12 protein-coding genes are annotated in these 13419 nt (G+C 37.4%); 11 read left to right on the top strand and 1 reads right to left on the bottom strand.

Going from position 1 to position 13419, the window contains the following annotated elements:
• Window positions 1-9 precede the first annotated feature (9 nt).
• The 7 genes from BZG01_RS07135 (at window position 10) to BZG01_RS07105 (ending at window position 4047) form a co-directional block, all read left to right on the top strand.
• On the top strand, window positions 10-195 hold the full coding sequence (locus BZG01_RS07135; RefSeq protein ID WP_101309136.1) for a DUF5320 domain-containing protein: 186 nt from the start codon (window positions 10-12) through the stop codon (window positions 193-195).
• Window positions 196-209: 14 nt separating this feature from the next.
• A complete protein-coding gene (locus BZG01_RS07130) occupies window positions 210-413 on the top strand; it encodes a DUF5320 domain-containing protein (RefSeq protein ID WP_101309135.1) in 204 nt (67 codons plus the stop codon).
• A 272-nt stretch (window positions 414-685) separates the two neighbouring features.
• Window positions 686-1024: a NifB/NifX family molybdenum-iron cluster-binding protein gene (locus tag BZG01_RS07125; RefSeq protein WP_101309134.1), complete on the top strand. Its 339-nt coding sequence runs from the start codon at window positions 686-688 to the stop codon at window positions 1022-1024.
• A 2-nt stretch (window positions 1025-1026) separates the two neighbouring features.
• On the top strand, window positions 1027-1893 hold the full coding sequence (locus tag BZG01_RS07120) for a damage-control phosphatase ARMT1 family protein (RefSeq protein ID WP_101309133.1): 867 nt from the start codon (window positions 1027-1029) through the stop codon (window positions 1891-1893).
• Window positions 1878-2744 (top strand): P-loop NTPase, encoded by an 867-nt coding sequence (locus BZG01_RS07115; protein WP_245870302.1) that lies wholly within the window; start codon window positions 1878-1880, stop codon window positions 2742-2744. The genes BZG01_RS07120 and BZG01_RS07115 overlap by 16 nt, the downstream gene beginning before the upstream one ends.
• A gap of 2 nt (window positions 2745-2746) precedes the next feature.
• Window positions 2747-3634, top strand: coding sequence for a P-loop NTPase (locus BZG01_RS07110; RefSeq protein ID WP_101309236.1), 888 nt, complete (start codon window positions 2747-2749; stop codon window positions 3632-3634).
• Entirely contained in the window at window positions 3631-4047 is a 417-nt protein-coding gene (locus tag BZG01_RS07105) for an acyl-CoA thioesterase (RefSeq protein ID WP_101309132.1), read from the top strand. Before BZG01_RS07110 ends, BZG01_RS07105 begins: the two co-directional genes overlap by 4 nt.
• Before the next feature lie 92 nt (window positions 4048-4139).
• Here BZG01_RS07105 and BZG01_RS07100 read toward each other — a convergent pair whose 3' ends face one another.
• Window positions 4140-5768 (bottom strand): SulP family inorganic anion transporter, encoded by a 1629-nt coding sequence (locus BZG01_RS07100; RefSeq protein ID WP_101309131.1) that lies wholly within the window; start codon window positions 5766-5768, stop codon window positions 4140-4142.
• A gap of 417 nt (window positions 5769-6185) precedes the next feature.
• On the opposite strand from BZG01_RS07100, the gene BZG01_RS07095 reads away from it, so the two are divergent.
• The 4 genes from BZG01_RS07095 to hypD all read left to right on the top strand — a co-directional run bounded on the left by BZG01_RS07095 (window position 6186) and on the right by hypD (window position 13415).
• Window positions 6186-7421: a threonine/serine exporter family protein gene (locus BZG01_RS07095; RefSeq protein WP_101309130.1), complete on the top strand. Its 1236-nt coding sequence runs from the start codon at window positions 6186-6188 to the stop codon at window positions 7419-7421.
• Window positions 7422-7564: 143 nt separating this feature from the next.
• Window positions 7565-8425: a YkgJ family cysteine cluster protein gene (locus BZG01_RS07090; protein WP_101309129.1), complete on the top strand. Its 861-nt coding sequence runs from the start codon at window positions 7565-7567 to the stop codon at window positions 8423-8425.
• 440 nt (window positions 8426-8865) lie between these two features.
• Window positions 8866-10434, top strand: a complete 1569-nt coding sequence (locus BZG01_RS07085) for a M61 family metallopeptidase (protein WP_180327249.1) — start codon at window positions 8866-8868, stop codon at window positions 10432-10434.
• A 527-nt stretch (window positions 10435-10961) separates the two neighbouring features.
• A complete protein-coding gene (gene hypD / locus BZG01_RS07080) occupies window positions 10962-13415 on the top strand; it encodes a trans-4-hydroxy-L-proline dehydratase (protein WP_245870300.1) in 2454 nt (817 codons plus the stop codon).
• Window positions 13416-13419: the final 4 nt, after the last annotated feature.

Below are 13419 nucleotides of genomic sequence, written 5' to 3'. Positions count from 1 at the left end.
TAAAATGTTATGCCACACTTGGATAGAAAAGGACCCGATGGAGAAGGTTCAAAATCGGGAAGAGGACTAGGACAGTGTTCTGAATCTGACCAAAACATTCTATTGGAGAAGTTAGGGAAAGGATTAGGATTGAAACGAAAAAGTGGTTGCGGTAAAGGGCAGGGAAAAAGATTGAAAAGTAGTAAATCAATTTAAAAAAGGAGGTTGAAATGCCAGATTTAGATCGAAGTGGTCCGGAGCGAAAAGGTGCTCGAACAGGAAGAGGAATGGGGCGTTGTAACAGCAACAAGAGGATGGACAGTGAGACTGAATTTAAGGATGAAACCATTGAAGGAGGCAAAGGACAAGGATTTGGTTTTGGACGAGGAGGTGCCGGAAGACTAAGACTTCGACGAAGGAAAATAAGTGATTAGATATTTATTCCTTGGTTTCATTAAAAATGTATCCTGATTAGTAAGAGGCATAAGAGTCTTGTTGATATTGTTCTTCTTGAATAATATCAATAGCTCTTGTGCTGTATCTGATACAAAGAATAAAATAGTATTCCCTCTTGTTTGGGATTGATTAATTGAGTTGAAATAAAATACTTATGTGAAATGTCCAGGACTGGTAATTGTGACACAAAGAGGCATGATTATCGGTTCATGGTAAGTTCCATCTGACAAAAACTTAAAATTATAAACACATGAAAAAGAAAATTGCAATTCCGGTTAAAGATGGAATTTTGGATGGACATTTTGGCCATTGTTCGCATTTTGCATTGCTTGATGTAATGGATAAAGCTATTGTTACAGAAGAATTAGTGGCTGCACCACCACACGAACCAGGTTTGTTGCCTCCGTTTTTAGCTGACTTAGGGGTTACCGATGTAATTGCCGGAGGAATGGGAAACAGAGCCATTCAAATTTTTAATCAACACAATGTAAATGTATTTGTTGGAGCACCTCAATTAGATGCTAAAGAATTGGTAAAAGGATTTTTAGATGAAAGTTTAAGCTTTACAGCTAACTATTGCGACCACTAAATATGGATAACAGGTGTTTGACTTGCCATTCCAAAACGGTGGATTTACTAATTGACAAATTTAATCTTCAGGGGGAAGTTGCCGGCGATTTTTCCTCTGAAGTAAATCATTTACTAACAAATTGTAAGCACCTCTCAAATCCTTATCTGGCGTTGCTGATTCATCGTTTGGCGAAAAAGAAAATACAAAATGATGATTTGTACCGTGAGGAGAAGAAACATGCCAATTCAATTTTGAATTCGCAGTATAAAAAATGGGTTGCATTTGTGAATGAGAATGATGAATCACTGCATATTGCCGCAAAATTAGCTGTTGTTGGCAATATTGTTGATTATGGAGCACATAGTGTACCAACCAATATTCCAGCTAAAATAGAAGAATTACTGGCTCTTGATTTTGCTTTGGACGACAGAGATGAGATGTTTGCTGAAATAGAAAAAGCAGAATCGGTTTTGTATTTAGGCGATAATGCAGGCGAAATAGTTTTCGATAAGCTTTTTATTCAACATCTGAATCATCCAAACTTAACTTATGTAGTTCGGGGAAATCCGATAATTAACGATGTGACTCTTGAGGATGCTGAACAAGTAGGAATGCAGGATGTCTGCCGGGTGATATCGAATGGTCATGATGCACCTTCAACCTTAGTGGATAATTGTTCAGAGGAATTTCAGGAACTGTATACAAAAGCGGCTGTTGTGATTTCTAAAGGACAGGGGAATTTTGAAGGCTTGCTAAATGAAAAAAAGGAATCGCTTTATTTTATGCTCATGGCAAAATGTGATATAATGGCTGAAATGTTGGGTGTGAATAAGGGAGATTTGATCATTACAAAAAAGCAGGAGGGGAGTTTATGGCATTTAAAATAGCCGTTGCAAGTGGCAAAGGAGGAACAGGTAAAACAACTTTTGCTGTTAATTTATTTTCTTCCATCAATGAACATTGGACAAGAAGTGTACAGCTGGTTGACTGCGATGTGGAAGAACCGAATGATCTTTTGTTTTTTCGGAATTTCTCGGTTAAGAGCGAGAAATTATCAGAGCAGGTGATTCCCAAAATAGACACTTCGAAATGTACATTTTGTAAAAAATGCGAAGAATATTGTGAGTTTAATGTAATAGTAATGATGCCATCAGTGCAGTATGCGGCTGTAAATAAGGATTTGTGTCATTCTTGTGGTGCTTGTTTTGTGGCCTGTCAGTTTGACGCTATTCACGAAACCACAAATGCCATTGGAACGGTTACCAATTACAATATTGGTAATGATTTGAGTCTGATGGAAGGCAATTTGAGGGTTGGTTCTCCATTGCAGACTATGTTGATTAAGGATTTAAAGAAGAACTTAGTTGGCGAACATGATATTCTGATTTACGATGCACCACCTGGTACAAGTTGTCCGGTTGTTGAGACCATTTCGGATGCCGATTTTGTGATTTTAGTGACAGAGCCAACTCCATTCGGAGTATATGATTTAAAGCTTACAGTTGATTTACTGCGTGAGGTGAATAAACCTTTTGGTGTTTTTGTAAACAAAGCCGGATTAGGAGATTCTGAAGTGTATGAGTTCCTAAAGGCCGAAAATATTGATTTATTGGGTGCAATTCCTTTTAGTAAAGAGTATGCAGGTTTGTATGCAAAAGGGAAAATTGTGAGCTGTGTTCCCCTTCAATTCGCGAAGGAGTATCGTAAGGTGGTTGAGTATTTGAAGAAATTGAATTGATAATGAAGGACATAACTATTCTTAGTGGTAAAGGTGGAACAGGAAAAACCAGTATTACGGCAGCTTTAGCTTCGGTGATTAAAAATACTGTTTTTGTGGATGCTGACGTTGATGCAGCTGATCTTCACATTATTTTTCAACCGGAAAATAAAGAGACACATGTGTTTGAGGGAGCCTGGGTTGCTTCTATTGATACCAATTTATGCACCAATTGCGGTCTTTGCAGACAGCATTGCAAATTCGAAGCCATTCATTTTAAATCGGGTGGAGGCTTACATATCGATGCTTTTGCATGCGAAGGTTGTCGTCTTTGTGAACGTATTTGTCCTGCAGGAGCAATCAGTTCAGAGCGAAGCCGTAACAATCATTGGTTTGTGTCCGATACGCGTTTTGGATCCTTGGTTCATGCCAAAATGGGACCGGGTGAGGAAAACTCCGGCAAATTGGTGACTCAAATCCGCAAAAAAGCTAAAGAAATTGCCATAGAAAAGAATGCTGATTTTATTTTAAACGATGGGCCTCCGGGAATTGGCTGTGCGGCAATTGCGTCTATTACCGGAGCCGATGCTGTAATTTTGGTTACAGAGCCCAGCAAATCAGGATTTCATGATGTGGTGCGTTTGGTAGAGTTGGTGCAGTCGTTCCAAATACCGATGTATGCTCTAATCAATAAATATGATATCAATTTAGAAATTTCCATGCAAATGGAGAACTTTTTTACTACACAGGGAATTAAATTGATGGGAAAACTGCCTTTTTCCGAAGAAGTAGTTTACTCGATGGTAGAGAAAAAAACAATTTTGGAGTACAATAAAGATTCGGAAATTGGCAACGCACTATCTGAACTTTGGAAGAAAGTTGATGTTTCCGAACTAAAAATTGAACAATGATTATTGGTGAATATAAAATACGGCCAAGATACAACGAGGTAGATCAAATGGGGTACGTCTATCATGCCAACTACGTTAACTATTGTCACCAGGCCAGAACGGAACTGTTGCGTCAATTCGGCATAAACGACAAGGTGTTAGAGGATAATAATATCATGCTTCCTGTAATTGAAATGAATCTAAGATATTTAAAACCGACAGGATACGATGAAGAATTAACGGTTCGAACCAAAATAAAAGAATTGCCCAAGGTTCGTTTCAAATTTGAGTTCGAATTTGAAAACGGAAGAGGAGAAAAAACATGTACTGCAACATCTACGGTGGTTTTTGTGGATAGTAAAACCCGAAAACCACATCAAGTTCCTGATATGATTGTGAGTGCCCTGCAAAACGAATTTCAATTAGTAGTTTAGTTTTTATGTTTTTTTAGGGGATTAAACATGAAAAAACCGGACTTTAGGATGAATACCTATTGTCCGGTTTTACTTTTAAAGTTTCTTATTAACTACAGTAAGTTTTTTGCAGCAATAACAGCATCATCAAAATTATCGAAAATATTTTCGTTGCTTATTAAGTGATTAATTTCGCTTTTTCGTAAATCGCCCATTACTTCTGAATTTACTCCTGATAAAATCACCTTTGTTTTTCTGCTTTCCAGATCCTCAATGATTTCGGTGAAGTTTCGAACTCCGGTGGTATCCATAAAAGGAACATGACGCATTCGAATGATAAGAACGGATGTAGAACTTTTTAGGTTGCGAAGGGTTTCCTGATATCTTTTGGCTGCGGCGAAAAAGAACGGGCCGCTAATTTCATATATTTCAATTTCCTTAGGGATTTGATTGTAATTCTGTATTTCATCCGATTCAGATTCATGTTGAATTACGCCATTTATTTTTGACATTCGATACATGAAGATTAAAGATGCCAGTACAATTCCCATTTCGATGGCGATGGTTAAATCAACCAATACGGTTAAGAAGAAAGTGGTGAGTAAAACGATAATATCGAATCTTGAACCTTTAAGAATAGATTTGAAAGATCTCCATTCACTCATGTTGTAGGAAACCACTATTAAAATACCTGCCAGACACGACATTGGAATTAATTTTGCCCATCGTCCAAATACCAGCATGATTAATAATAGAGTAAGTGCATGAATCATTCCCGCAACAGGTGTGCGTCCACCGTTCTTAACATTAGTTGCAGTTCTCGCAATAGCTCCTGTTGCCGGAATTCCTCCGAAAATTGGAGAGAAGATATTGGCAATTCCCTGTGCAATTAATTCTGTATTGGACCGATGATTTCCACCGATCATACCGTCGGCAACTACTGCGGATAACAAAGACTCAATTGCTCCCAAAATAGCAATGGTAATGGCAGGTTGAAAGTAATTTGGAAGATTGGTCCAGTCAACAGTTGGAACCGAGAAACTAAATGAATTGGGAATGTCTCCATATACCGATTCGATGGTGTTAACAGGCATGTCAAAAACCTGCACAAGCGCGGTCATTGTAATAATTGCGATAAAGGATCCAGGTATTTTAGGAATCAATTTACCGGCGAATAAGGTCAATAGGATTGTACCCCCGCTAATCGCGATTGCATATATATTGAGACTGGAAATATTAGAGAAATAACAAGCCCATTTTCCAATAAATTCAGATGGAACTTCTGCTATCTGAAGACCAAAGGCTGCTTTAATTTGGGTAGAGAAAATAACCAGAGCAATACCCGAAGTAAAACCAACAATTAAAGGATGGGGAATGAATTTTAAAACCGCTCCCATGCGCAGCACCCCAAACAGAATCAGAATAATACCCGCTAAAAATGTTGAGATCATTAATCCATCAATGCCGTACTGACTTACGATACCGTAAACAATTACGATAAAAGCTCCGGTAGGTCCACCAATTTGAACACGGCTACCACCCAATAAAGAAATGATAAAACCAGCCACAATTGCTGTAATTAAACCTTTTTCGGGCGAAACACCCGATGCAACAGCAAAGGCAATGGCCAAAGGAAGAGCAACTATACCTACAATAATTCCTGCAAACAAATCCTTTTGAAAGGCTTGTAAATTGTAATCTTTTAGTACAGTGAATAATTTAGGTCTAAAAATAGTGTTCATTTGTTAATAATTTAAATGATAATAGTTGGCCTGATAAAGTTCAGGAAGAATCCGTCATGCTAAGGTTTATCCGCAAAGGAAACCCTATTATTTATGACAGATTTTTTTTTTCGTTATTGATTGTTTTGAGTTGCAAAAGTAATGCATAAAGGCTCTCGTTATTCTCCCAAAGGAGAATATTTTAAGGAAAATGAAACAAAACAAGATGTATTCTTTCCTTACCAAATATAAATGCAGGGAATTACAGGATTGCGGAATGGCTTGGAGCATAAATAAATTGTATTTTTGTACGGATTTAAAGGCGTTAGTCATCTGCGAACGGTTATCTGTTATCGGTAAACAGAGAAAAATAAAATGCTTAGGTGCAGAACACAGCCGCTAATTTGAAATAATCATTTAGAACAGAAATAAAAGAACATGCAGGTTCCCGGAAAATATAAATTCATAGTGCAGTTGGGCAAGGCCCTGCATACTTACGGTGTACCCTCCTATAAATCGCAGATTTATTTGACAGAGATTTCGGAAAAGAAAGGGATTAAGGGAAGTTTTATGGATACACCAACCTGGATTAACTATGTGTTTTACGAAGAGGAAGAACAAACCTACAACTACGTAGAATGCGTGCCACCAGGGGAATTAAATTTGGGTGCTTTGTCGCGAATTGTAGAAATTACTAATGATGTTCTTTCTAATAAAAGCAGTTTTGAAGAAGCAAAAATGGCCATGGAGCAATTAAAAACAGCACCTTTTGCTTACGGTAAACTAACCGAATTGGCTGCTTTCATTCTATCGGCTGGGGCATTTAGCATGATATTGGATACCAGTTGGGCATCTGCAATTACTGCATCAATTATTGGCGCTGTGATTTATGGCATCACTCTTTTGGCTCAAAAATCGGGATACATTCGCAGTGCTCTGGAATCATTAATTGCTTTTGCAGCTACTCTGATAACCGGTTTATTGTCTATGCAATTTGAGCAAATCAATATTTCCATGACTATTCTGGCATCTATTATTGTGTTTATTCCCGGATTATCCATAACTACCGCGTTGGAAGAGATTACTTCCCGAAGTTTGGTGTCTGGAACAGCCAAGTTGTTCGACGCCTTGGTATCGCTTTTCAAACAGTTTTTTGGTGTTGTCTTAGGTTTGGCAATTCTTCCTTTGTTTGTTGATTTACAACCTAATAATGTAATAAATGATGTGCCCGAGTGGCTCGACTACTTGGCTATTTTGGTTTTGGCACTTAGCTTGGCCGTAGTATTTAAAGTGCGGACAAGAGATTTGTTGTATTGCGTAATTGCAGGATTTGTTAGTTTTTATACCACTACTCTTTTCGATTTCACAGGAATTTTAGTCAGTATCTTTATCGGAACTATTGTGGCTGTGAGCATCAGTAAGTTGTTTGGTAAAATAACACGATCGCCGCAGTTGGTGTTTTTAGTGCCGGGAATTGTGATGCTCGTTCCGGGAAGTAAAGCATTTATTGGTTTAAGTAGTGTGTTTCTTGATGCGCCTGGAGCGCAAAATAACATGGGAACACAGGTACTTTATATTTTTATGGGGATTATTGGTGGTTTAATTTTCTCTGGTAGTTTTATGGATCGAAACATCAAAAAAGCATCCTCGAAAAGCATGCTGACAGGCCAATAAATAATTCTATTAATGATAGTAATCGGAGATATATCCTCAGGAAATTTGAGATATCTGTAATTTTAGATAATGTTTTAGCAATTTGGCAGCCGTTTAATTATTGAGTTGCTATTAAGTGTAATATCAAAAAAGAATCAACAATAATGCAAACAAATATACTGAGTCTTCAAAATATACTGCCTCTCACCTGTGCGCGGATTGGAGCTTGCTGCCATGGCAACCAAGTGTTGCTTAATCCATGGGAGTTGGTCTGTCTGGCTAAGGAGAAAAAAATGACTACAAGGGAATTTCGTGATCTTTATTGTGAGTTCGGCGGAATTCGTTTGCACTTTAACGGAAAAGCAGGATGGGGAGAGAAGCAAGCCTGCTCTCAATATGTCGAAAACTTTGGATGCAGTGTTCATCTGGGGCGCCCTCTGGCTTGCCGGTTATATCCACTAGGCCGTCAAATACAAAATAATGAAGTTAACTATATGTTTCAGGGAGATCAACTTCCTTGTTTGGAAAAATGTCCTGAAGTCATCAATTTACCTCAAATGAGTGTTGGGGAATATCTTAATGGGCAGATAACGGATCAATTCGAATTGGCTCAGGATCAATATTTAGAAATAATGCAAAATATAGCTGATATTGCATTTGAACTGCTTCTTGATACTGGTCTGGCTGAATCCGGAGATAAAGAAACATTGCCACTGTGGAGAAAAATGGGCAATGAGCCTCCGGAAGAATTAGCAGAAAGGATAGGACAGGAGTGGATTGATTGTTTGATGATTCCTGAAATATCTGATGATGATCCGATTACATTTACTCAAAAACACAATAATTTGCTTCAATTAAAAGCGCAGAAAGAATTTGGAGCCTTGCAAACAAATCAAGAATTACATGAAGCTTCTGTTTTAATTATGGGAGTAGCTTTGCATTTTGCTCGTGGTATAGGAGCTGATCCTAAAAGTTTGGTTGAGCATTGGATTGGAATTGCAAAGAATCACGGCGCTCAGGAATAGTATTTCTGATAAAAAGACTTCGTTCGAGCTTACCATATTATAGTAACAGACCAGACCGGATTTGTTTTTAAATACTTCTGATGTTGCAGAACAATGATTTTCAACAATAATCAGATACCATTATCAATTATTTGGTTAAAAATTTTAATACCAACAACGATATTAATAAAAGCATTATTTTTGTTGAAATCCTAATCATTTCCATCTAAAACAATATTTTTACGATGCATTATCTATTTTGTTTACTAATCAATATGGAGAGCAGTATCGATTAGTAAAATTGAACGTCTCGATATAAAATAAATCAAAAACATTTTACCAATTCGAATGAAATAACTCCAATGAAATTTTCTTTAAATACCCGCGACAAGAGTTCTTGTTTTAAGAACAGAAAGTTAACTTCTTATATCGAAAACAGAAACTTAGGCATTCAGCATTCTATGCATCGATTAAAAACAAGATGGTTAAGAATTAGTTGCATTGCCATACTTATAGCAGCTGCAAATCCTGTTGCGGCTCAGTCTGTTAAACCTATATTCCAGTATATTGTCTCCGTACCCGAACCTTCATCTCATGTTTATCATGTAGAGCTTCATACTTTAGGCTGGGATCAGGATACTGTTGTATTTAAAATGCCGAAATGGATGCCTGGATATTATCAAATAATGGACTATGCAAAATCGATTAAAAATATTACTGCCCATGATGATGAAGGCAATAAAATTTTTATAACAAGCCGTAATGAAAATAGCTGGAGTATTGGGGGCATTAAGAATAAGTCAATTATTTTAAGTTATGATATAAAAACAGATAAAAAATTTGTTGCTAATAGTTTTGTTGATGAATCTCACGCCTATATCGTACCCGAAAATTCATTCATGTATGCCGATGGATTTCTAGAATTGCCCGTATCGGTAAAAGTTGAGATGAATAGCAAATGGAAAGATATTGCAACTGGTCTGATGGTAATTAAAGGTCATCCATTTGAATTTGCGGCTTCTAATTTTGACATTCTGTATGATTCTCCATTATTAATTGGAAACTTAGAGGAGTTGCCAGCCTTCAAAATAAAAGGAATTGAACATCGATTTATAGGTTATGATATTGGTAGTTTTGATAAAATACGGTTTATGAATAACCTAAAAAAAGTAGTTGAATCAGCCATTAATATCATTGGTGATATTCCTTACGATCGCTATACTTTCATTGGTATTGGTCCCGGACAAGGAGGAATTGAACATTTAAATAATACCGTGGTAAGTTTTAATGGCAATAAGCTCAATTCAGAGAAAGCCGAGCATTCAATGATGAATTTTTTGGCTCACGAATATTTTCATAATTACAATGTAAAACGGATAAGACCTTGTGAATTAGGTCCATTTAATTATGACAAAGAAAATAGAACGAATCAGCTTTGGGTAAGTGAAGGTTTAACAGTATATTATGAGTATTTAATTTTGAAAAGGGCTGGTTTTGGGGACACTAAAACTATGTTTTCTGATTTAGAAGCGAATATTAATACAGTCGAGAATAATCCTGGCAGGTTTTATCAAACTTTAGCTCAAGCTAGCTATAATACATGGGAAGATGGTCCTTTTGGCGGTCAAGGTGAAAAAATAAACAAGTCTGTTTCGTATTATCAAAAAGGCCCTGTTGTTGGACTTTTATTAGATTTTGCAATTCGTAATTCTACTAGAAACAAGAAATCACTTGACGATGTGATGAAATTAGTATATTGGGAATATTATAAAAATAGTAATCGAGGATTTACAGATGCAGAGTTCCAACAAGCCTGTGAAACCATTGCCGGAAAATCCTTGAACTCTGTTTTTGATTACATTTATACGACAAAAGAATTAGAATACAATACTTATTTGAATTATGCAGGTTTACGTTTAGATCTAAAACTTAATTCGCAACAAGAAAAGAAATATACACTAAATCGAATAAGCAAGCCAAATTTATTACAACAGGAAATACTTAGATCTTGGTTACAGGAAACGAATTAAAATAGCTTTTCTTGAAAAGAATTGTGGGTTGGAAAGGAGCAGGAGAAAGTGAAATTAAATTCCCCGTTTTTATTTATTGCAATGTATTTCATAATTCTGGAAATGTAAGAAAAAAATAACTGTTACACATAACAATTCATGATTAATTGTTGTGATATAATAGTAATAGCCGTGACATAAAGTATGTTACGGCTTTTTTCTACTTGTGTTCTGGATGATGAAGTATCTTATTTAAAAAAAATATATGAAGGAAATGAATCAGTTGACTAAAAAATTCCTACTTTTGATTTTAGAAAATAGACCAAATGATTATTCTTCAAACGTTAACACATTCATATCGTCGTCTATTCAATTGCCTGATGTACTACAATCGGACAATTTAATCGATATTACTTGTTTCAATATATGAAACAGGTAAATTCCTCACACACTACATTTACACTTTTTATTTATTTACGGATTGGTTCGTAGATAAAGATGTATTAGGTACCCAACTTTAGTTTTTGAACCCAAAAATTAATAACAAAATGAATTCAAATAATCTACATAAAACTCCTGAGCGTGCGCCTCGTTCAGAAAGCAATTACAGCAATACACATTCTTCGGATTCCCATGAAAGAATGACCGAACGTATTCAGAATTTACGCAAAATTAGTGTCGGTACAGAGGCTTCGCTTGATATCGAAAGAGCATTGATCGAAACTGCTTTTTACAAAGAAAACAATGGTAAATATTCCATTCCAATGATGCGGGCATTAACCTTCATGGAAATTTGTAAAAAGAAAACAATTTATCTGGGTGAAGGTGAGTTGATTGTGGGGGAACGCGGGCCATCACCAAAATGTGTACCTACTTTTCCCGAGTTGACCTGCCATAGTGTTGACGATTTAAATGTATTAAATACCCGCGATTTGCAACGCTATACCATATCGCAGGAAGATATTGATACTTATGCGCGTGAGGTAATTCCATACTGGGAAGGCCGAACCATGCGCGAACGTATTTTCAACTATGTGCCCCAAGAGTGGAGTGCGGCTTACGAGGCAGGTTTGTTTACCGAATTTATGGAGCAGCGTGCTCCCGGCCACACGACTTTAGATGGCAAGATTTACAAAAAAGGATTGCTCGATTTTAAAAAAGACATTCAGGCTCACATCGACCGTTTGGATTTTATGAACGATGATGAGGCCACTGATAAGCTGGAAGAGCTGAAAGCCATGGCAGTTTCCTGCGATGCTGCGATTGTATTTGCAGAACGTCATGCCGATTTAGCCGAAGAGCAGGCTAAAACAGAAAAAGATCCTCAAAGACTTACTGAACTGAAAAAGATTGCTGAAGTGTGTCGTTGGATACCGGCTCATGCTCCCCGGAATTTTCACGAAGCCATCCAAATGTATTGGTTCATGCATCTTGGAACCATTACCGAGTTGAATGGTTGGGATGCTATGAATCCAGGTCATTTTGATCAGCATTTGGAACCTTTCTACAATAAAGGAATAGAAAGCGGAGACTTATCACGTGAGGAGGCAAAGGAATTACTGAGTTGTTTCTGGATTAAAGTAAATAATCATCCGGCACCGCCAAAAGTGGGAATTACAGCCCGTGAAAGCGGCACCTATAACGATTTTACAAACATCAATATTGGAGGAGTCCGCAGAGACGGTTCCGATGGTGTTAGTGAGGTTTCTTATCTGTTGCTGGAGATTATTGAAGATTTGCATATTCTGCAGCCAGGAAGTTCTATTCATGTTAGTTCGCGTACTCCTGATCGTTTTTTAAAAGAGGGTTGTAAGGTGATTCGTCAGGGACATGGTTATCCTTCTGTTTTCAATCCCGATGTGTATGTCATGGAGTTGCTTCGTCAAGGTAAGTCATTGGAAGATGCCCGCGAAGGTGGTTGCAGCGGTTGTATCGAAGTAGGAGCTTTTGGGAAAGAAGCCTATGTTTTAACTGGGTATCTGAATGTTCCGAAAGTTTTAGAGGTAACCTTAAACAACGGAATTAATCCCGTAACCGGTAAAATGGCTGGGATTCAAACCGGTGATCCCCGTAATTTTAAAAGCTTTGAAGAATTGTACGAAGCATTTTTGAAACAGCTGAATTTTGTGGTTGATCAGAAAGTCAGGGTAAGTAATTATATCGACCGTATGTTTGCTAAATATGCACCGGCACCACTTTTATCGGTATTAACCGACGATTGCATTGCCAGAGGGCGTGATTATTATAATGCAGGACCACGATACAACACAAACTATATTCAGTGTACTGGTTTGGGAACCATTACCGATAGTTTGGCAACACTGAAAAAACATGTGTTTGAGTCGAAAGATTTTACAATGGATTCAATTTTGGGAGCTGTTGCTAAAAACTTCGATGGGGAAGAAATTCTTCGTCAAACCATACTCAATAAAACACCTTTTTTTGGAAATGACGATGAATACGCCGATAGCATTGCAGTGCGTGTTTACAACGATTTGCTGGAAGCTATTGATGGTAAGCCAAATACTAAAGGAGAAACCTATCATCTGAATATGCTGTCGACTACTTGTCATGTGTATTTCGGTAAAGTGATGGGAGCAACTCCTAACGGGCGGTTAGCCGGAAAATCCATTTCGGATGGAACTTCACCTTCGCATGGCAGCGATGTTAACGGTCCTTCAGCAGTGATTCGTTCTCTGACAAAAATTGATCAGACCAAATCGGGTGGAACTTTATTGAATCAGCGTTTTCTTCCTAGTTTACTGAAAAGGGATGAAGACATTAATAAGCTGAGCAAGCTAATCCGAAGCTACTTTTCTTTGGGAGGTCATCACATTCAATTTAATATTGTTGATTCAGCAACTTTGCTGGCCGCTCAGGCATGTCCGGAAGATTACAAAGACTTGTTGGTACGTATGGCCGGTTACAGCGATTACTTCAATGATATGAATGCCGATTTACAGCAGGAAGTGATTGATCGTACTGAAAATGAATCGTTTTAAATCT

It is taken from the genome of Labilibaculum manganireducens (assembly GCF_002843385.1).
Classification (GTDB): domain Bacteria; phylum Bacteroidota; class Bacteroidia; order Bacteroidales; family Marinifilaceae; genus Labilibaculum; species Labilibaculum manganireducens.
This window is presented reverse-complemented; position numbering and strand designations above follow the sequence as displayed.

What these genes read in the sequence shown, in the direction of transcription:
- BZG01_RS07135 (WP_101309136.1), top strand. Translation starts at nt 10, where the DNA reads ATGCCACACTTGGATAGAAAAGGACCCGATGGAGAAGGTTCAAAATCG.
- BZG01_RS07130 (WP_101309135.1), top strand. Translation starts at nt 210, where the DNA reads ATGCCAGATTTAGATCGAAGTGGTCCGGAGCGAAAAGGTGCTCGAACA.
- BZG01_RS07125 (WP_101309134.1), top strand. Translation starts at nt 686, where the DNA reads ATGAAAAAGAAAATTGCAATTCCGGTTAAAGATGGAATTTTGGATGGA.
- BZG01_RS07120 (WP_101309133.1), top strand. Translation starts at nt 1,027, where the DNA reads ATGGATAACAGGTGTTTGACTTGCCATTCCAAAACGGTGGATTTACTA.
- BZG01_RS07115 (WP_245870302.1), top strand. Translation starts at nt 1,878, where the DNA reads ATGGCATTTAAAATAGCCGTTGCAAGTGGCAAAGGAGGAACAGGTAAA.
- BZG01_RS07110 (WP_101309236.1), top strand. Translation starts at nt 2,747, where the DNA reads ATGAAGGACATAACTATTCTTAGTGGTAAAGGTGGAACAGGAAAAACC.
- BZG01_RS07105 (WP_101309132.1), top strand. Translation starts at nt 3,631, where the DNA reads ATGATTATTGGTGAATATAAAATACGGCCAAGATACAACGAGGTAGAT.
- BZG01_RS07100 (WP_101309131.1), bottom strand. Translation starts at nt 5,768, where the DNA reads ATGAACACTATTTTTAGACCTAAATTATTCACTGTACTAAAAGATTAC.
- BZG01_RS07095 (WP_101309130.1), top strand. Translation starts at nt 6,186, where the DNA reads ATGCAGGTTCCCGGAAAATATAAATTCATAGTGCAGTTGGGCAAGGCC.
- BZG01_RS07090 (WP_101309129.1), top strand. Translation starts at nt 7,565, where the DNA reads ATGCAAACAAATATACTGAGTCTTCAAAATATACTGCCTCTCACCTGT.
- BZG01_RS07085 (WP_180327249.1), top strand. Translation starts at nt 8,866, where the DNA reads ATGCATCGATTAAAAACAAGATGGTTAAGAATTAGTTGCATTGCCATA.
- hypD (WP_245870300.1), top strand. Translation starts at nt 10,962, where the DNA reads ATGAATTCAAATAATCTACATAAAACTCCTGAGCGTGCGCCTCGTTCA.